Source organism: Bradyrhizobium sp. CCBAU 45389 (genome assembly GCF_028128625.1).
GTDB lineage: Bacteria > Pseudomonadota > Alphaproteobacteria > Rhizobiales > Xanthobacteraceae > Bradyrhizobium > Bradyrhizobium liaoningense_B.
This window is the reverse complement of sequence record NZ_LBIY01000010.1, coordinates 175,675-192,405: the sequence shown is the minus strand read 5'-3', so window position 1 is coordinate 192,405 and position 16,731 is coordinate 175,675. Positions and strand designations below refer to the sequence as shown.

Genomic DNA, 16,731 nt, shown 5'->3' with positions numbered 1-16,731 from the left:
TCGGAACGGATCCTCTGTGCCGAACAGCTGACATGGCCGACCTCAACGCCGTCCTTGCCCGTCTCAACGACCGCCTGCTCCGCCTCGAGGGCGAGCTGTTCGTGCTGCGCTCGCTGGCGCGCGCGACACTGACCGCAGGCGACGACCATGCCGAGCGCATGCGCAAGCTGGTCGAGGCCGCCAAGGTCGCACTCGATGACGAGGCGCAGCGCCCCCTCGACAAGCCCACGCGGAAATATGTCGAGGCCGCGAGTGCCATGGTCGAGGAACTGCTGGTCGAGCCGACCAAGGCCCGACCATTGTTCACGGTGATCGACGGCGGCAAATCCTCCTAGGGCGTCCTAGCGCCCGTACATGCCGGGCGCGCGTGCGCGATTCGGGTAGCACTGCCCGCTCGAATAATTGTAGTCGTAGCCGTCGGGACAGAGGCCGCCGCGGCGTCCGTAATAGTCAGGAGCGCCGTAGGCGCCGGGCGCCCGCGCACGGTTCGGATAGCAATTGCCGTTCGAGTAATTGTAGTCGTAACCGTCCGGACAGAGTCCGCCCCGACGGCCTTGGTAAGTCGGCTCGGGCCTGTTGTAGTAACCTGGCGCATGATAGTCGTTGGGATAGCAGCGGCCGTTCGAGTGATTGTAATCATAGCCGTGGGGACATTGCCCTCCCGGACCGCCTCGGAACTGAACTTGCTCGACCAGCGGCTCCGGCGATGCCGCCGGCACGCTCGCAAACGCAATCAGGCCGGCCAGCGCGAGTCCAATCATGACGTCTCCTCCAATGTCGGGGACAACCCTAACAGAATTCGTGTCCCGCAAAACGACCTGCTGATTGGGGCATGGCGGGGCTGAACCTTGCATGAACCGGGATCGAACAGCGACGATGCGGAGCACCTCAGTCCGCGCAAGAGTTCACCTCGCCGAGCCGCGCTACGCTGCCGTGGAATTCGCCGCCTTCAGCCGGCTGAGACCCGCCTCGATGATCGCGATCTCCTCGTCGATCTGGCTGATCGGCAGGCTGAAATCATAGCCGGACCTGCTCTTCAGATCGACCGCGAGCCGCTGCCTGTGCATCATCAACTGGTCGAGCCCGCGACGGTTCTTCAGACGCACATAGGCGTCCACGATCTGCTCAATCGCGCTCGGCATGAAATCGGTCCCGGCGAAAAAGCCCGCGCGGCGCACCCACGCCGGCGGGACATTTTCGGTGTCGCGGTACGCAATACAAATCCGCGACGGATTCGTCGATACGACAAGCTGGTTGAGAACGTATTACCGTCAGATGATTTCGTGACGCACGGCATGAAAAAGCCGCTGGCGATTACGCCAGCGGCCATAGCCGGGTTCGAAAACGGATCCGGATTGAAATGTTACCAGCCCCGGTTGGTGCAGGTTCTAGCCGCACACAACGGATTCCTTCTGTTAAAAATGACACGGAGGATCGGGGGCCGCCATCCTTTGCTGCCGACCGTGGCTGCGCGGCAACGCTAGTCCGTGACGCAAAAATACTTGCGCGGCAGCCTGCGATAGGCGCTGTAGCGGTAATACTGCCTGTAGGCATAGCCGCGATAGATCGCCGGCGGCTCCTCGCCATAATAGGCGTCGTGGTAGAAATTGTAGGGCAGTCCTTCAGCGCAGCGATAGGCATCCCAGGTCGGGCCGATAAACGGCGCCACCCCGATCTCGGGCGGCACGGCCGGGTACGGCCCGCCTGCGTGGGCCGGCGCGGCCGCAATCAATGTCGCGAGCAGAAAAAACCACACGCTTCGCATGTCCTCGCTCCTGAGACGCCGCAAGGCGCACATGGAAGCACCGGGACGGCTGGCTGTGCAATCATGGAGTTCAGCTGCCCCGCGCCCGGCGCATTGTTGATAACCGGCGCAAACGGCCCGCGGATGGTGACACGGCGCCCGGACGTGTTATCGGGGGTATGACGCAGTTGCGAGACGGATCGGACCCCCATGCGCATTACCCTCGTCGGCTCCCGCCATTTCGGTGTGACCACCCTGAACATGCTCCGGGAGCACAGCGTCTCGATCGCAGGGGTCGTCGTGGCCGACGCCGAGGATCGCCTGGCCGCAGCGGCCAAGGCCGCCGGCATCGAGGTCGTGGTCCAGGCCAATCCGAAGCTGGTGGTGGCCTCCGAGATCGCCCCCGGCACAGATTTGATCATCACGGCCCATAGCCATGCCCGGATCGGCAAGGATGCGCTCGCCGCCGCCACGTACGGCGGGATCGGCTACCACCCCTCGCTGCTGCCCCGCCACCGCGGCAAGGCCGCCGTGGAATGGACCATCAAGGAAGGCGATCCGATCGCCGGCGGTACCATCTATCAACTCGCTGACCGCATGGATGCCGGCGCCATCGCCGCGCAGGACTGGTGCTTCGTCAAGAAGGGCGAGACCGCCCGCGAGCTCTGGGAGCGCGCGCTCGCCCCGCTCGGGCTCAAATTGCTGGCCGACGTGATCGATTATATCAAGGTTCACAAGGCGCTGCCGTCCAAGGTCCAGGACGAGCAGTTCGCGACCTCGGCGCCGAGTCTGGCCTGACGTTAACGATTAACGTCAGGCCGCATTGATTTTGCTTGAAAAATCGGAATCAAAATCGCAAATAAACCATTGTTTCCACAGGAACAATTTTCGATTCGGCAGCGCAACAAATTTCCGTCACATTTTGTCCGAATAAGCGACAGCATATCAGACATACTCAAGGACGGAATTCATGCGTTTTGCTCGCATCGCGGCGTTCTGTGCCGCTTCAGTTTTCACCGGCACCCTCGCCGCTCCCGCCTTCGCCCAGAGCCCCTATGACGGCAACTGGCAGGTCACCATCGTGACCAAGAGCGGCTCGTGCGAGCCGACCGCGAGCTCGATGCTGACCGTTGCCGACGGCAAGATCACCGCACCCGGCGCTAACGTTTCCGGCACCATCGGCAGTGGGGGACTTGTGAAAGTTTCGATCAATGGTGCATATGCCAACGGTCAACTCAACGGCAACGCCGGATCGGGGAAGTGGAATGGAGCATCTGCAGGCATACCGTGCAGCGGGCGGTGGGAAGCATCGCGCCAATAAACCAGTCGAGGCTCGCGTCCGGAACCGGCGGCTGCTGATTGCGGCCGCCGTTTTGTTTGCGGCGGGGCTCGTCAGCTCTGAAAGCAAGGCCCAGTCCGGCCCGTTCGCCCCGCTGGCGGGCACCTGGAGCGGCAGCGGCACCGTTACGCTGGATGACGGCTCGACCGAGCGGATCCGCTGCCGGGCCAAATACGCCCCGATCGGACCGACCATGGAGATGTCGCTAACCTGTGCCAGCGATGCCTACAAGTTCAACCTCGGCGCCAACGTGAAGGCTGAGGGCAGCGCCATTGCGGGCAGCTGGTCCGAGGCGAGCCGCAACATCTCCGGATCGCTCCAGGGCCGTGGCGCCGGCGGCAATTACGAGCTGCTCGCCTCGACTGCCGGCTTCAACGCCAACATCTCGCTCAAGACATCGGGCAACAAGCAGAGCGTCTCGATGCGCGCGGACAGCCAGTTCCGCGGCGCGAACATCTCGCTGACGAAGTAAGACACCAGGTGACACGACCATCGACCCGGCGACCTCGCCGGGTCGATTTTTTTATGTGCCCGGGACGAACGCCGTGACCTCGATCTCGACCTTGGCCCGCTCGTCCACGAGGCCGCCGATATAGAGCAGCGTCGAAGGCGGGAAATTGCGCCCGAGCGTCTCCTTCCAGGCCGCGCCGATGCCGGCGCCCGCGGCCTCATATTCGCTGCGGCTTGTCAGGTACCAGGTCAGACGGACGATGTGCTCGGGACCCGCGCCGGCCTCGCCCAAAAGCTTGATGATCCGCTGCAGCGCGGCTCCGACCTGCGAGGCCATGTCAGGCGCGTAATTGCCCGCCTCGTCGCCGCCGGTCTGGCCGGCGAGCACCACCCACCGGCCCGGCCCCTCGACCACGACGCCATGGGAAAAGCCGCGCGGTTTTTTCCACTCGGCCGGCTGCAAGATGCGCATGAGCAATATCTCCCGATTTTCTCGTTGTTCGCTGATGCCTTAACACGCCGCCCTGCATCGCTGCATCCGCAGATTTGGCCGTTGCAAACGGCGGCGATGTCGCCGATACCGGCCGTCCCTTCGAATTCCACCCTTCCCGTGTCCGCCGCAATGAGCACGACACCGTCCAAAACGATGGCTGCACTGTGGATGGCCGGCTGGCTCTCGCTCACGCTGGTCATGGCGGTGGCCGGGCGCGAGACCGCACGCGAGCTCAACGTCTTCGAGATCATGGAGATCCGGTCGCTGGCGGGCTTCGTCCTGCTGGCGCCGATCATCTATCGCGCCGGCGGCTTCAAGGTGCTCAGGACATCGCGCCTGCAACACCACGTCGCGCGCAACCTCGTGCACTATGCTGCCCAGCTCGGCTGGTTCTTTGCGCTGACACTGATCCCGATCGGCCAGGTCGTGGCGATCGAGTTCACCATGCCGATCTGGACCGCGATCCTCGCGGCAAGCTTCCTCTCCGAACGCATGACGCCGTGGAAGATCGCCGCCATCGTGCTCGGCCTCGTCGGGGTGATCGTGATCGTGCGGCCGGCCACTGGCGAGATCAATCCGGGCCAGCTCATCGCGCTCGGGGCCGCCATGGGATTTGGCGTGTCGATGGCGCTGGTGAAATCGCTGACCCGCACCGAAAGCGCGCTGTCGATCCTGTTCTGGATGCTGGTGGTGCAGTCGGTGGCGGGCTTCGTGCCGACGCTGCTGGTCTGGACCTGGCCGTCGACCTATGCCTGGGCCTGGGTCGGCGTCATCGCCGTCTGCGGCACGTTCTCGCACTACTGCCTCGCCAGCGCGATGCGCTATGCCGATGCGACGATCGTGGTGCCCATGGATTTCCTCCGGGTTCCGCTGACCGCAACCGCAGGTTGGCTGCTGTATTCGGAGCGGCTGGACGCCTGGACCGTGCTCGGCGCGGCGCTGATCCTGTGCGGCAATCTCCTGAACTTGAAGCCGGCGCCGGTTCCCGCCCGCGCGCAGTGAACCTCGCGCCGCCTCGCGCGACAAAACCAAGTGGCCGTGTGATTTGGATCACGTTGGAGAGATCCTCCATCGTGCACATTCGGCCACACAGCAACGGGTTGAACGCGACGTACCGCCGTTTTGGTGGCGCGAAGTCGGGCACTTCGTGTAGGTTCGTTGCCAATTTGTTGCTGCCTGCAATTCGATTCTGGGGATTTCAGAATGCGCTATCTCACCCTGCTCGCCTCGCTGATGTGCGTTGCGTTGTCGGTCAGTGCCGCGAAAGCCGACCGCCGCGTCGCCTTCGTCGTCGGCAACGGCTCCTACAAGAACGTCGCGCAATTGCCGAACCCGCCGATCGACGCCAAGGCGATGGCATCCACGCTGCGCAACGTCGGCTTCGAGGTGATCGAGGGCTCCAATCTCTCCCGCGACCAGATGACGGAGAAGCTGCTCGATTTCGGCCGCAAGGCGCAGGGCTCCGATATCGCGCTGTTCTACTATGCCGGCCACGGCATTGCCGTCAGCGGCACCAACTATCTCCTGCCTGTCGATGCCGACATCAAATCGGAGATGGACGTCAAGCTGGGCGCTGCCATCAATATCGACCTGACGCTCGAGCAGACCATGGGCGATGCCAAGGTCAAGCTCGTCTTCCTCGATGCCTGCCGTGACAATCCGTTCGCCGCCAAGATCAAGTCGAACTCGGCGACCCGCAGCGTCAACGTGCAGAGCGGCCTTGCCGAGATGAAGTCCGGCGAAGGCACGCTGATCGCGTTCGCGACCGGCCCGGGCCAGACCGCGCTCGACGGCCAGGAGGGCAACAACAGCCCGTTCACCCGCGCGCTGATCGACAACATCACCAAGCCCGGCGTCGAGATCCAGCAGGCGATGACGGCGGTGCGCGCCCAGGTCAATGAAGAGACGCGCAAAGGCCAGCTGCCCTGGGGCCACACCAACCTGACGGGCTCCGTCTATCTCAATCAGGCCCCGACGGCGCAGGTTGCCAACGCGGCGCCGACGGCGGCTGGCAGCGTGCCGGCCGCGACCGGGAGCTCGGACGGTGTCGAGCTCGAATACTGGCGCTCGGTGAAGGAGTCGAACAAGCCGGAAGAGCTCAACGCCTATCTCACCGCCTATCCCAACGGTCAGTTCAAGGCGCTGGCGCTGGCACGCCTCGCTGCGATCAAGAGCGGCCCCTCGACCGCTACCCGTACGCTCAACGCCGGCGTCGATCCTGCGACCTTCACCGACGAGGCCACTCAGCTCACCGAGGACCAGATCGGCCTCGACAAGAACGGACGTCGCGACGTGCAGCGCCGGCTCACCGGGCTCGGCTTCGATACCAAGCAGACCGGGGCGTTCAGCGACGAGACCCGAACGGTGATCAAACGCTGGCAGGCCGCGCGCGGCTATCCGTCGTCCGGCTATCTCAATAAGCACCAGCACAAGGCTCTGCTCTCCGAGGTCGTGGCCACTCCGCCGACCACAAGCGATAGCAGCCAGAAGGCGGCCCGACGTGCCAGCGCCCCGGCTCCGAGCAGCGCGCCGGCACCGGCTCCCCAGCAGCGCAGCAGCCCCGGCGATGCGGCCGGTGCGGCCTTCGTTGGCGGCGTCGTCGGTGGCATGATGGGCGGCATGTTCCGCCGCTGAGACGGGACGGCAGCTGAAACAACAAAAGCCCGGCTCACGCCGGGCTTTTTCGTTGCTAATATTCCTGGGTGAACCAGGGGACGAGCGTGAGGATGCGCGGCATCGCCTGCGTCGTAATGCTCGTTCGCGCCATCTCTGCGATGCGTGGCGCCAGCGACGAAAGATCTCCGCGGCGGGTCACCAGAAGCAGTTCACGGAAAAATCCGGGGCCCGGCAAAGGAACCGCGCTGACTTGAGCCGCGTGGGCAAGCCCCTGCAACAGACACAGCGGCGTGGTGATCGCCACGCCCATGCCGGTCGCGACCATGGCGACCAGGCTGTCCGAGGTATCAAACTCGAAGGCCCGTGGAGGACGAATGCCCAGACGGCTCAGATGGCGTTCGACCTGTGCACCGACATAAGAGCGTTCGCTATGCCGGACCAGACGATGCCGGACGAGAATCTCGCGCAAATCAAGATCGGCAAATTCAGCTTCCAATCCGCGCGGCACCACGAGCAGATATGGCTCGCGGTAGAACGGAAAACGCTCGACGTCATAGAGATCGTCCATGGCATCGCACGTGATCGCCGCGTCGATCATGCGACGAACCAGCGCCTCTGCATGAGAATGGGCAAGACCCGACCATGCCGACAGGCTCAGCGCGATCGACCCCGACATCAGCTCCTTGACGAGGTGCGCGCCGACGGTGCCTGCGTAGGAGTCGACGAGGCCGAGCCGAAGATCAATGCGCTCGGACTGTTCGGCCGCGGCCCGCAGCATGCCGAGAAGCACGTCAAGATCGCGGTTCAGATCGAGGACGCGGTCCGCAAGGATGCGTCCCGCCCGGGTCGGCGTGAGCGGCCTGCGGGTCCGATTGAAGAATGCGACACCGACCGCGGCCTCGGCGCGCCGGACAGCCTGAGAGACGGCGGATTGCGTCATCCCGAATTGTCGCGACGCCTCCAGCATGCTGCCGGAGTCCGCGACAGCGGCGACGATCTGTAGGCTTCGCAGGTCTGGGACGGGCGGCTGCATCCCCACGACTTAAGCAAAAGTCATATGAGAATGCAAATTTGCTTCATTACATGAATTATCCTTGTAGGCGAGCTGCATCTGAAAGCAGAATTCAGACTGTCCTAATAATTGAGCAATTTTCATCGATGAGCGAACGAGCGGACATTTTGGTGATCGGCCTCGGTGCCATGGGCAGCGCGGCCCTCTATCAACTGGCCAAGCGAGGGGTGAAGGCGGTCGGCCTCGATCGCTTTGCCCCTCCCCACACGATGGGATCCAGCCACGGCGAAACCCGCATCACCCGGCAGGCGGTCGGCGAAGGCCGTGATTACGTCCCCCTGGTACTCGATACGCACCGGATCTGGCACGAGCTCGAAGCCGAGACGTCCGCCGAGCTGCTGAACCCATGCGGCCTCGTCGTCATGGCGCCCGGCGTTGGCGAGACCTCGCACCACGGCAAGCCGGATTTCGTCGCACGCTCGATTGCGGCTGCGCGTGATTTCGGCATCGTGCATGAAGTGATCGACGGGCGCGAGGTGGCTCACCGCTTCCCGCAATTCCTGAACCTCGAAGGCAACGAGAAGGCCTATTACGAGCCCGGCGGGGGCTACGTCTTTCCTGAGCGTTGCATCAAGGCGCAGCTGACGCGTGCCGAGCACCTCGGTGCCACAATACGCACGGGCGTCGAGGTCCTCTCGATCGTGCAGAGAGGCTCCGCCGTTCGGGTGGAAACGTCCTCTGGTACATTCCAAGCTGATCAGGTGGTGGTGTCGGCCGGCGGCTGGAATGCGCACCTGCTCGGCGCGCCGTTTGACCGCGTGCTCACCGTGAAGCGTCAGGTGCTGCATTGGTATGAGCTCGACGACACCAGCGCGTATCGCGCCAACGCCCCCGTGTTCATCTGGATGCACGGCGCGACCGACGTCGATTACCTCTACGGCTTCCCGCCCCCGCCCGGTGACCATCGCCTCAAGGTCGCGACCGAGCAGTACGAGACCAGCACGACGGCCGACACCATCGACCGCACCGTTGATCCCAGGGAGTCGGCGGACATGTACCGGAGGCACGTCGAAGGGCGGCTCGCCGGCGCCACGCCGCGCGTCGCGCAGGCAGCCGCCTGCATCTACACGGTGACACCCGATCGGGGCTTCATCATCGACCGGCATCCCGACCAGGACAGAGTCTTCGTCGTCTCGGCGTGCTCGGGGCACGGCTTCAAGCACTCGGCAGGGATCGGCAACGCCGTGGCGGGGATGGTGACCGAGGGTCGAAGCGCAATCGACCTCAGCCCATTCTCGATGTCCCGATTTTCGTGAGATTTGGCACGAACTTTGTAGCGAAGAACGACGCGTGTCGTGATTGCAATTCTGGAGGTGTCATCCGATGAAAAATCTGCTCCATTCCACGATGACAGCTGCCACGCTGCTGCTGATGCTGGGCAGCGCCCAGGCAGCCGATGGTGTCGATGCCATCAAGCAGCGCGGCACGTTGAATGTCGGCGTCAAGGCCGACTACAAGCCCTTCGGTTTCCGCGATCCGACCGGCAATGTGGTCGGCATCGAGCCGGATCTTGCCGCTGATATCGCCAAGCGCCTTGGCGTCAAACTCGAGCTCGTTCCGGTCGCAGCCTCTAACAGGATCGAGTTTCTGCAGCAAGGCAAGGTTGACCTGCTGATCGCGACCATGTCGGACAGGCCGGAACGCCGCCGCGTCGTTCAAGCCATCGAGCCACTGTATTATTCGGACTATGTGAACATCCTTCTCAACAAGAAGGCCGGCATCAAGGACTGGGCCGACCTCAAGGGAAAGCCCGTCTGCGCCACGTCGGGAGCCTGGTACAACAAGGACGTCGCCAAATCCTATGGCCCCGAAATTGTTGCCTTTGACGGCTCGGAGAAGCCCCTGTTCGCCATGAAGCAGGGCAACTGCATCGGCTATGTCTACGATCAGACATTCTTGCAAGGCAAACTGCTCGAGGACGAGTGGAAGGCCGATTACGACCTTCCGCTCAAAGGCGTTCTGCCATCGCCATGGATGATCGCCGTCGCGCTCGAAAACAGCAGTCTTCAGAAGCTGCTCGAAGACACGACAAAGGACTGGATGAAGACCGGCTTCATCGTGGCCGCGGAAAAGAAGTGGGGCATTGCGCCGACCGAGTATTCGCTCTCCATGTACGAGCAATTCAAGGGCAAATGAGCCCGTGAGGCGGAGCGCCGGAACGGTCCTGCGCTCCGAACAGGTCGAACCAATGCACTGATACGAGGCATCGCCTCAACACTTCGGTGTCGCGCAACATGCAGGCCATCGGCGACTGGTTTCAGCACCTCTACGAGACGACGGGGCTGAATTTCTCCGTCTTCTACGACGCCTACGATTGGGGCCGCTATTTCAGCGGCCTCAAGATGACGCTGCTGTTGAGTGTCACGACCATCCTGCTGAGCCTCGTCATCGGCGCGATCGGCGCCTTGCTGCAGGGCAGTCCGTCGATGCTGCTGCGACTGCCCGTCAACGCTTTCGTGGTGATGTTTCGCAACACGCCGCCGCTGGTCCAGCTGTTCTTTTTCTATTTCGGCCTCGGCACCATGCTTCCGGCCGTCGAGGCGGCGGGCATGCGCGTGCCGCTGCTGAGCAACGTTCAGTGGGCGATCATTTCGCTGTCGCTGTTCGCAGGTGCCTTCAACGTGGAAATCTTCCGCTCCGGCATCGAGGCGGTGCCGAGGACGACGCTGGAAGCCGCTGAGGCGCTCGGATACACGCGCCTCAAGGCCTACATCCATATCGTGCTTCCGCTGGCCATTCGCGTCTGCCTTCCCGCGCTGAACAACAACCTCGTCAACCTGCTCAAGACCACCACCCTCGCCTACGCGATCGCCGTTCCCGAGACACTGTATGCGGTCAAGCAGATCTGGTCGGAATCGCAGAACGTGTTCGAAATGATGGTCGTATTGCTCGCAACCTACGGCATCCTTGTCGGGGTCCTCGTCTGGCTGATGCATCGCTGGGAGCGGGCGATGCACATCCCCGGATATGCGCGATGAAGACCGCCGAGCCCGGGCACAGGCTTGCCGTCCTTCTGCCGTATCGCCCCGCACCGGTCCGGATGTCCGTTCGGATTAGCCCGCTGCCTGCTGCGCTTCTCTGCTTCTGCGCCATCATGGCCGCATCCACGGCGTGGGCGCAGACCGGGCCGGCGATACTGTCGCCGCTGCAAGTCATCGTGAAATGGTCGCCGCTGCTGCTGCGCGGGTTCGCCTTCAACATCCTGATCTCCCTGCTGTCTATGCTGTTGGGGACCATCGCCGGGCTTGGCCTGGGCCTCGCTTTGCTGTCGGAGTCCCGGCTGCTCGCCGCCGTCAGCTGGCTCGTCACGCAATTCTTCCGCAACGCGCCCTGGCTGGTGCTGCTGTTCTTCGTGATGTTCCTGGTGCCCTTCCAGGTCACAATGTTCAAGACAACCATCCCGTTGCCGGACTGGATCAAGGCGACGGTCGGCTTCGCCCTGCCCGTCATGGCGAATGTCGCCGAGGTCGTGCGCGGGGCCGTCCGCTCCATTCCATCGACGCAATGGGAGGCGGCAGAGTCGCTCTCCTTCACGCGGCGCCAGACCATGTGGCTAATCATGCTGCCGCAATGCATCAAGCGCATGCTGCCACCCTGGATGAACATCTATGCGATCGTCGCGATGTCGACGGTGCTCGCATCGATCGTCGGCGTTTCGGAAATGCTCACCCTGACGGCGCAGGTGCATGCCGCCGAGGGCGGCAGGCCGGAGCTGTTCGCGCCGCTCTACGGCTTCGCGCTACTCTGCTTCTTTCTCTACTGTTATCCGATCAACATCTGGACCGCTCGTCTCGAGCGTCGTTTCCGCGTACGCTGAGGATGCTGAGCATGGCCACGAGCTGGACGCCGGATCAGCCCATCGTTCAATGCGTCGACGTCAGAAAGTCGTTCGGCGCTCTCGAGGTCCTCAAGGGCATCAGCCTGTCGGTTAGGAAGGGCGAGGTGATCTGCATCATCGGCCCGTCCGGATCGGGGAAATCCACGCTGATCCGCTGCATCAACGCGCTTCAGCCGATCACCTCCGGCAGCATTCAGATCGAGGGCATCGAGGTGTCCGATCCCAGGCTCGACAAGCTGGCACTACGCCGCAAGGTCGGGATGGTGTTTCAGCAGTACAACCTGTTCCCGCACAAGACCGCGCTCCAGAACGTGATGATGGCGCCGATCCATGTTCTCGGCCAGAAGCGGGCCGAGGTCGAAGCGCGCGCCCGGGCGCTGCTCGCCAAGGTACGGCTCGCGGGCAAGGAGGACACCTATCCCGGAGAACTCTCAGGCGGACAGCAGCAACGCGTGGCCATCGCCCGTTCACTGGCGATGCGACCGGACATCATGCTGTTCGACGAAGTCACGGCCGCCCTCGATCCGGAGACGGTCAAGGAAGTCCTCGTCACCATCCGCGAGCTCGCCGAGGATGGGATGACATGCATCCTTGTCACCCACGAAATGAACTTCGCGCGTGAGGTCGCCGATCATGTCTACTTCACCGACCGCGGTGTGATCGTCGAGCACGGGCCGCCGGAAACATTCTTTACGGCGGCCAAGGACGAACGAACGCAGCGGTTCCTGTCGCAGGTCCTCTGAATTCGCAGGTGGCGACTTGCGGCGCCCTCAACAGCTCTCTGCCTACTTCCCCGTCGCCTTTCGCAGCGCCTCGTTGATGCGGTCCTGCCAGCCGGGGCCGCCCGCCTGGAAGAACTCCAGCACGTCCTGGTCGATACGCAGCGTGACCTGCTCCTTGATGCCGGGAACGGCGTTCTGCTTCGGCGGCGCCGCGGCGACCTTGGCCGTCACCTTCTTGAACGCCGCCTCAGCTTCGGTCCTGGCATCGCCAAGCGTGCGCGGCCGCCTCGGTGGTTGATCCGCCATGTCCTAGATTCCTTCAAACAGAGCCGTCGAAAGATACCGCTCGGAGAAGGACGGCACGATCGCCAGAATGGTCTTTCCGGCGGCTTCCGGCCGCTTGCCGATCTGGAGCGCGGCGGCGATCGCCGCACCCGAGGAGATGCCGCCCGGAATGCCCTCATGCCGCGCCAGCGCGCGCGAGGTCTCGATCGCGGTGGTCGAGTTGATCTTCACGATCTCGTCGATCACCGAGCGGTCGAGGATGTCAGGCACGAAGCCGGCGCCGATGCCCTGGATCTTGTGCGGCGTGTGCTGGCCGCCCGACAGCACCGGGCTCTCCTCCGGCTCGACCGCGATCACCCGCAACGACGGCTTGCGCGGCTTGAGCACCTGGCCGACGCCTGTGATCGTGCCCCCGGTGCCGACGCCGGCGACGAAGAAGTCGATATTGCCGCCGGTGTCGTTCCAGATCTCCTCGGCGGTGGTGCGGCGGTGAACTTCCGGATTGGCAAGGTTCTTGAACTGCTGCGGCATCACGGAGTTCGGCGTCGTCTTCAAGAGCTCCTCGGCGGCAGCGATCGCGCCCTTCATGCCTTGCGCGGCCGGGGTCAGCACCAGCTCGGCGCCGAGAAAGGCCAGCATCTTGCGCCGCTCGATCGACATGGATTCCGGCATCACCAGCTTGAGCCGGTAACCGCGCGAAGCCGCCACGAAGGCGAGCGCAATGCCGGTATTGCCGGAGGTCGGCTCGATCAGCACCGTATCAGGCTTGATGATGCCGGCCTTCTCCATCGCGATGATCATGGCCGCACCGATGCGGTCCTTCACGCTCGCGGCCGGATTGAAATATTCAAGTTTTGCCAAAATCGTCGCGTTCACCCCATGCTGGCCAGGCAGGCGCTGCAAGCGCACGATCGGCGTGTCGCCAAAAGCCTCGACGATCGAAGAGTAGATCCGGCCGCGGCCGGCTTGGTGCGCTGCACTCGTTTTGGACGATGCGTCCATCATGAACTCCCTTTGGCGACGATTTGTACCGCTGTCGCAGCCGTTCCGCAGTTACAGACAGCTTGCGGCGACACGCAAGCGGCAATCACGTGACCCGGCGGCCATTTGCAGGAGGCCCGAGTTTACCGCCCTACCCGTTGCCGTTGTCAATCTGTTCACGATTGGCATGCTGAACTGCCGGACCAGCGTCCAGCCTTCTGATCATCGCTTGTGCCTTAGCCAAATACCCTCCCGGCAGGCGACGTCCGTTGCGGGCGGCGGGAGCGCAGAGAACGCCTGATGCATCGACGGCTCGCCTTCATCGATACCCTGCGCGGCATCGCCGTCCTGTCGGTGGTCGTTCAGCACGCGCTCGAGGTGATCGTGCGGGAACACCCGACCGACGCATACCATTCGATCTTTCACGACGCGATCGGCTACTACATGAATTTCGGCCGGTTCGGCGTCGCGCTGTTCTTCTTCGTCAGCGGCTTCGTCATTCCCTTCAGCTTTCCCGCCAGCCCGTCTCCCGTGAATGACTTCGCGGTCAGTCGCTTCTTCCGCCTCTATCCGGCCTACTGGGCCTCGATCGCGATCGGGCTCGTCACGATGCAGGCGGTGGAATTGAGGACCTATCCCCTGTCGCAGATCGTCGCCAACGTCACGATGTTCCAGAGCGTCCTGGAGGTACGACACCTCTGGGACTTCTACTGGACGCTGACGATCGAGCTGATGTTCTACGTTGTCTGCATCATCCTCTTCACGGCAGGACTGCTGACCCGGCGGCTCACAGCCGTTGCGATCGTCGTTGCGACCGCGCTGGCCGGGACGGCCGTGGCCGTCCTGGTGGAGGAACGGGCAGCCTGGGTGATGATGGAGATCGGGCTGAACCTCTCGGCGATGTTCCTCGGCAAGATCATTCGCGACACCGTCGTCGGCGGAACACTGCGATGGCGGCATGTCGCCGTCTGCACGGCGCTTTACGCCATCTTCGCGATCACGCTGGCCGGCAGGCGTTATGGCGGAGCGTACGAGGACAATTTCTTCTACAGCTATTCGATCGGGGCAGCCTATGTCAGCGCCGCCGTCGTTTTCATCGTGTTTGCCGCGTTCGGCGAGCGGATGGCCTGGCGTCCGCTCGCGTTCGTCGGCCTCATCAGTTACTCGGTCTACCTGATGTCGCCGTTCGCAATGGTCTGGATCCATCATTACGCCTGGCCTGGCGACGGTCCGCTGGCATGGCTCGTCTTCGTCGCGGAGGTCCTGACGTCGTCGATATTTGTCAGCTGGATGACATACTCCCTCGTCGAGAAGCCCTGGATTTCATTCGCACGCAGGCTCCGTTCGGATCGCAGCACGCCGCTCGCGCTCGAGCCGGCTCTCGGACGGCAGGGTGCGGCGCAGTAAATCGAATGTCATGACGCGCGAAGCCGCGCGACGAATTATCGCAATGCACACGGATTGTTTGCGCTGCGACACCGAGGCTGCGAAATGGTCAGCGAACACGTCGTGGTGACGGCAATTTTATAAAAGCCAGCGCATTTGTGTTGCGACCTCGTCAAGTACTTCTGCTTATGTTAGACTTACGTCTTAAAGCAGGGAGGTCACCACGATGTCAGCAGTTGCTGAAGTGATGTCGACCGTCGCGCTGAACCGCGATCCGCGTTGCAGCGAGTTGCCCACCTGTCCCGTCTGCGCCGACTCCATGGTCGCCGCCGAAGCATCCGCCTACGTCTCTGACCACATGATCAGCTATCTCTGGACCTGCGACAATTGCGGCTATGGTTTCGTGACCAAGCATGCCGTCAAGCAGCGGATTGTCTGCAATTGACGCTGATCAGCGTGGGGCGATATCGCCCCTCGCCCAGTCCTCGCGCGTACGCTGATAGAAATCTTCGAACGTTCCGTGTGCGACCGCGTCCCTGATGCCCTGCATCAGGGACTGATAGTAGGCGATATTGATCTCGGACAGCAGCATCGCCCCCAGCGTCTCGCCGGCCTTGACGAGATGATGGAGATAGGCGCGCGCGCAGTTGCGCGTCGACGGCCATGAGCTCTCTTCATCGAGCGGACGCGGATCGTCGGCGTGGCGCGCGTTACGCAGATTCACCTGACCGAAACGCGTGAAGGCGACGCCATGCCGGCCGTTGCGTGTCGGCATTACGCAGTCGAACATGTCAATGCCGCGCTTCACCGCTTCGAGGATGTCGTCGGGCGTGCCGACACCCATGAGATAGCGCGGCCGTTCTTTCGGCAGCAGCGGCGCGGTCTCGTCGATCATGGCCAGCATCACCTCCTGCGGCTCGCCGACCGCAAGACCGCCGATCGCGTAGCCGTGGAAGCCGATCTCGACGAGGCCTTGGGCGCTCGCGTGACGAAGCTGCGGGATATCGCCGCCCTGCACGATGCCGAACAGCATGTAGCCGTCGGGTGCGCTCTCGAAGGCGCGCTTTGAGCGCTCGGCCCAGCGCAGCGACAGCCGCATCGCGCGGTCGATGTCGTCGCGCTCGGCGGGCAGCCGCACGCATTCGTCCATCTGCATGGCGATGTCGGAGCCGAGGAAGCGCTGCACCTCGATCGAGCGCTCCGGTGACAGCTCGACCTTGGCGCCGTCGATATGCGAGCGGAAGGTGACGGCGTGCTCGCTGACCTTGCGCAAGTCAGCCAGCGACATCACCTGGAAGCCGCCGGAATCCGTCAGCATCGGCCCGTTCCAGCCGGTGAACCGCTGCAAGCCGCCGAGCGCGGCGATCCGCTCGGCGCCCGGGCGCAGCATCAGATGATAGGTGTTGCCGAGCACGATGTCGGCGCCGGCCTCGCGCACCTCGCGCCAGTGCATGCCCTTCATGGCGCCGGCGGTGCCGACCGGCATGAAGGCCGGGGTGCGCACCACGCCATGCGGCGTGCTCAGGCGGCCGGTACGCGCGGCGCCATCGGTGGCAAGCAGTTCGAAATGATTGGGTAGATCAGTGTCGGGACGATTCATGGCCGTGCTTATTGCGTGCCGGGCGAGACCGATCAACCCGCCCGAACCCTACGATGCCTCAGACTGGGACAGATTTGACGCGGACCTGAGGTTCCGCCCGGCTTGCCAAATAAAACGATACAGTGTAGTTTTACCGTGGGGCTGGACGGGATGCCGCGGTGAATGTACCGGCGGCCGTATTTGCGTGATCGCCAGCCGCCGACAA

Annotated in this window: 21 protein-coding genes; 13 read left to right on the top strand and 8 right to left on the bottom strand. The window is 63.3% G+C overall.

The window, feature by feature from the left end:
- The first annotated feature begins 32 nt into the window (after positions 1 to 32).
- Positions 33 to 335, top strand: a complete 303-nt coding sequence (locus XH79_RS06455; protein ID WP_212336239.1) for a hypothetical protein — start codon at positions 33 to 35, stop codon at positions 333 to 335.
- A 6-nt stretch (positions 336 to 341) separates the two neighbouring features.
- On the opposite strand, the gene XH79_RS06450 is transcribed toward XH79_RS06455, so the two are convergent.
- The 3 genes from XH79_RS06450 to XH79_RS06440 form a co-directional block, all read right to left on the bottom strand.
- Positions 342 to 761, bottom strand: coding sequence for a hypothetical protein (locus XH79_RS06450; protein WP_212336237.1), 420 nt, complete (start codon positions 759 to 761; stop codon positions 342 to 344).
- A gap of 162 nt (positions 762 to 923) precedes the next feature.
- On the bottom strand, positions 924 to 1,142 hold the full coding sequence (locus XH79_RS06445; protein ID WP_212336235.1) for a hypothetical protein: 219 nt from the start codon (positions 1,140 to 1,142) through the stop codon (positions 924 to 926).
- A 338-nt stretch (positions 1,143 to 1,480) separates the two neighbouring features.
- Positions 1,481 to 1,765 (bottom strand): hypothetical protein, encoded by a 285-nt coding sequence (locus XH79_RS06440; RefSeq protein ID WP_212336233.1) that lies wholly within the window; start codon positions 1,763 to 1,765, stop codon positions 1,481 to 1,483.
- 189 nt (positions 1,766 to 1,954) lie between these two features.
- Between XH79_RS06440 and XH79_RS06435 the strand changes: the two genes are divergently transcribed.
- The 3 genes from XH79_RS06435 (at position 1,955) to XH79_RS06425 (ending at position 3,555) form a co-directional block, all read left to right on the top strand.
- On the top strand, positions 1,955 to 2,542 hold the full coding sequence (locus XH79_RS06435; RefSeq protein WP_271581095.1) for a formyltransferase family protein: 588 nt from the start codon (positions 1,955 to 1,957) through the stop codon (positions 2,540 to 2,542).
- 172 nt (positions 2,543 to 2,714) lie between these two features.
- Entirely contained in the window at positions 2,715 to 3,065 is a 351-nt protein-coding gene (locus XH79_RS06430; RefSeq protein WP_080648034.1) for a hypothetical protein, read from the top strand.
- Positions 3,010 to 3,555: a hypothetical protein gene (locus XH79_RS06425; protein WP_271581094.1), complete on the top strand. Its 546-nt coding sequence runs from the start codon at positions 3,010 to 3,012 to the stop codon at positions 3,553 to 3,555. Before XH79_RS06430 ends, XH79_RS06425 begins: the two co-directional genes overlap by 56 nt.
- 51 nt (positions 3,556 to 3,606) lie before the next feature.
- Here XH79_RS06425 and XH79_RS06420 read toward each other — a convergent pair whose 3' ends face one another.
- The gene (locus tag XH79_RS06420) at positions 3,607 to 4,005 is read right to left on the bottom strand and encodes a RidA family protein (RefSeq protein ID WP_271581093.1); all 399 of its coding nucleotides are present in this window, start codon (positions 4,003 to 4,005) and stop codon (positions 3,607 to 3,609) included.
- A 150-nt stretch (positions 4,006 to 4,155) separates the two neighbouring features.
- Between XH79_RS06420 and XH79_RS06415 the strand changes: the two genes are divergently transcribed.
- Together XH79_RS06415 and XH79_RS06410 are read left to right on the top strand one after the other, a co-directional pair.
- Complete coding sequence (locus XH79_RS06415; RefSeq protein ID WP_212336225.1) at positions 4,156 to 5,028, top strand: DMT family transporter; 873 nt, start codon at positions 4,156 to 4,158, stop codon at positions 5,026 to 5,028.
- A gap of 201 nt (positions 5,029 to 5,229) precedes the next feature.
- Positions 5,230 to 6,660, top strand: a complete 1,431-nt coding sequence (locus tag XH79_RS06410; protein ID WP_271581092.1) for a caspase family protein — start codon at positions 5,230 to 5,232, stop codon at positions 6,658 to 6,660.
- Positions 6,661 to 6,715: 55 nt separating this feature from the next.
- Here XH79_RS06410 and XH79_RS06405 read toward each other — a convergent pair whose 3' ends face one another.
- Entirely contained in the window at positions 6,716 to 7,675 is a 960-nt protein-coding gene (locus tag XH79_RS06405; RefSeq protein ID WP_271581091.1) for a LysR family transcriptional regulator, read from the bottom strand.
- Positions 7,676 to 7,800: 125 nt separating this feature from the next.
- Here XH79_RS06405 and solA point away from each other — a divergent pair, with 125 nt between their 5' ends.
- The 5 genes from solA (at position 7,801) to XH79_RS06380 (ending at position 12,295) form a co-directional block, all read left to right on the top strand.
- Positions 7,801 to 8,970, top strand: coding sequence for an N-methyl-L-tryptophan oxidase (solA, locus tag XH79_RS06400; protein WP_271581090.1), 1,170 nt, complete (start codon positions 7,801 to 7,803; stop codon positions 8,968 to 8,970).
- Positions 8,971 to 9,037: 67 nt separating this feature from the next.
- Positions 9,038 to 9,850: a transporter substrate-binding domain-containing protein gene (locus XH79_RS06395; protein WP_212336217.1), complete on the top strand. Its 813-nt coding sequence runs from the start codon at positions 9,038 to 9,040 to the stop codon at positions 9,848 to 9,850.
- A 98-nt stretch (positions 9,851 to 9,948) separates the two neighbouring features.
- Complete coding sequence (locus XH79_RS06390; RefSeq protein WP_271581140.1) at positions 9,949 to 10,692, top strand: amino acid ABC transporter permease; 744 nt, start codon at positions 9,949 to 9,951, stop codon at positions 10,690 to 10,692.
- Positions 10,689 to 11,531 (top strand): amino acid ABC transporter permease, encoded by an 843-nt coding sequence (locus XH79_RS06385; protein ID WP_212336213.1) that lies wholly within the window; start codon positions 10,689 to 10,691, stop codon positions 11,529 to 11,531. The genes XH79_RS06390 and XH79_RS06385 overlap by 4 nt, the downstream gene beginning before the upstream one ends.
- 11 nt (positions 11,532 to 11,542) lie before the next feature.
- Complete coding sequence (locus tag XH79_RS06380; RefSeq protein WP_245003354.1) at positions 11,543 to 12,295, top strand: amino acid ABC transporter ATP-binding protein; 753 nt, start codon at positions 11,543 to 11,545, stop codon at positions 12,293 to 12,295.
- Positions 12,296 to 12,337: 42 nt separating this feature from the next.
- On the opposite strand, the gene XH79_RS06375 is transcribed toward XH79_RS06380, so the two are convergent.
- Complete coding sequence (locus tag XH79_RS06375) at positions 12,338 to 12,580, bottom strand: BrnA antitoxin family protein (protein WP_212336211.1); 243 nt, start codon at positions 12,578 to 12,580, stop codon at positions 12,338 to 12,340.
- Between the two features lie 3 nt (positions 12,581 to 12,583).
- Entirely contained in the window at positions 12,584 to 13,561 is a 978-nt protein-coding gene (gene cysK / locus XH79_RS06370; RefSeq protein WP_271581139.1) for a cysteine synthase A, read from the bottom strand.
- Between the two features lie 279 nt (positions 13,562 to 13,840).
- Between cysK and XH79_RS06365 the strand changes: the two genes are divergently transcribed.
- Together XH79_RS06365 and XH79_RS06360 are read left to right on the top strand one after the other, a co-directional pair.
- Entirely contained in the window at positions 13,841 to 14,947 is a 1,107-nt protein-coding gene (locus XH79_RS06365) for an acyltransferase family protein (RefSeq protein ID WP_271581089.1), read from the top strand.
- A gap of 205 nt (positions 14,948 to 15,152) precedes the next feature.
- A complete protein-coding gene (locus XH79_RS06360; RefSeq protein ID WP_018642135.1) occupies positions 15,153 to 15,371 on the top strand; it encodes a hypothetical protein in 219 nt (72 codons plus the stop codon).
- A gap of 6 nt (positions 15,372 to 15,377) precedes the next feature.
- Here XH79_RS06360 and tgt read toward each other — a convergent pair whose 3' ends face one another.
- Positions 15,378 to 16,526 (bottom strand): tRNA guanosine(34) transglycosylase Tgt, encoded by a 1,149-nt coding sequence (gene tgt, locus XH79_RS06355; RefSeq protein WP_271581088.1) that lies wholly within the window; start codon positions 16,524 to 16,526, stop codon positions 15,378 to 15,380.
- Positions 16,527 to 16,731 lie beyond the last annotated feature (205 nt).

Coding starts and splice junctions, on each gene's coding strand:
- XH79_RS06455 (WP_212336239.1), top strand. CDS start 33: ATGGCCGACCTCAACGCCGTCCTTGCCCGTCTCAACGACCGCCTGCTC.
- XH79_RS06450 (WP_212336237.1), bottom strand. CDS start 761: ATGATTGGACTCGCGCTGGCCGGCCTGATTGCGTTTGCGAGCGTGCCG.
- XH79_RS06445 (WP_212336235.1), bottom strand. CDS start 1,142: ATGCCGAGCGCGATTGAGCAGATCGTGGACGCCTATGTGCGTCTGAAG.
- XH79_RS06440 (WP_212336233.1), bottom strand. CDS start 1,765: ATGCGAAGCGTGTGGTTTTTTCTGCTCGCGACATTGATTGCGGCCGCG.
- XH79_RS06435 (WP_271581095.1), top strand. CDS start 1,955: ATGCGCATTACCCTCGTCGGCTCCCGCCATTTCGGTGTGACCACCCTG.
- XH79_RS06430 (WP_080648034.1), top strand. CDS start 2,715: ATGCGTTTTGCTCGCATCGCGGCGTTCTGTGCCGCTTCAGTTTTCACC.
- XH79_RS06425 (WP_271581094.1), top strand. CDS start 3,010: ATGGAGCATCTGCAGGCATACCGTGCAGCGGGCGGTGGGAAGCATCGC.
- XH79_RS06420 (WP_271581093.1), bottom strand. CDS start 4,005: ATGCGCATCTTGCAGCCGGCCGAGTGGAAAAAACCGCGCGGCTTTTCC.
- XH79_RS06415 (WP_212336225.1), top strand. CDS start 4,156: ATGAGCACGACACCGTCCAAAACGATGGCTGCACTGTGGATGGCCGGC.
- XH79_RS06410 (WP_271581092.1), top strand. CDS start 5,230: ATGCGCTATCTCACCCTGCTCGCCTCGCTGATGTGCGTTGCGTTGTCG.
- XH79_RS06405 (WP_271581091.1), bottom strand. CDS start 7,675: ATGCAGCCGCCCGTCCCAGACCTGCGAAGCCTACAGATCGTCGCCGCT.
- solA (WP_271581090.1), top strand. CDS start 7,801: ATGAGCGAACGAGCGGACATTTTGGTGATCGGCCTCGGTGCCATGGGC.
- XH79_RS06395 (WP_212336217.1), top strand. CDS start 9,038: ATGAAAAATCTGCTCCATTCCACGATGACAGCTGCCACGCTGCTGCTG.
- XH79_RS06390 (WP_271581140.1), top strand. CDS start 9,949: ATGCAGGCCATCGGCGACTGGTTTCAGCACCTCTACGAGACGACGGGG.
- XH79_RS06385 (WP_212336213.1), top strand. CDS start 10,689: ATGAAGACCGCCGAGCCCGGGCACAGGCTTGCCGTCCTTCTGCCGTAT.
- XH79_RS06380 (WP_245003354.1), top strand. CDS start 11,543: ATGGCCACGAGCTGGACGCCGGATCAGCCCATCGTTCAATGCGTCGAC.
- XH79_RS06375 (WP_212336211.1), bottom strand. CDS start 12,580: ATGGCGGATCAACCACCGAGGCGGCCGCGCACGCTTGGCGATGCCAGG.
- cysK (WP_271581139.1), bottom strand. CDS start 13,561: ATGGACGCATCGTCCAAAACGAGTGCAGCGCACCAAGCCGGCCGCGGC.
- XH79_RS06365 (WP_271581089.1), top strand. CDS start 13,841: ATGCATCGACGGCTCGCCTTCATCGATACCCTGCGCGGCATCGCCGTC.
- XH79_RS06360 (WP_018642135.1), top strand. CDS start 15,153: ATGTCAGCAGTTGCTGAAGTGATGTCGACCGTCGCGCTGAACCGCGAT.
- tgt (WP_271581088.1), bottom strand. CDS start 16,526: ATGAATCGTCCCGACACTGATCTACCCAATCATTTCGAACTGCTTGCC.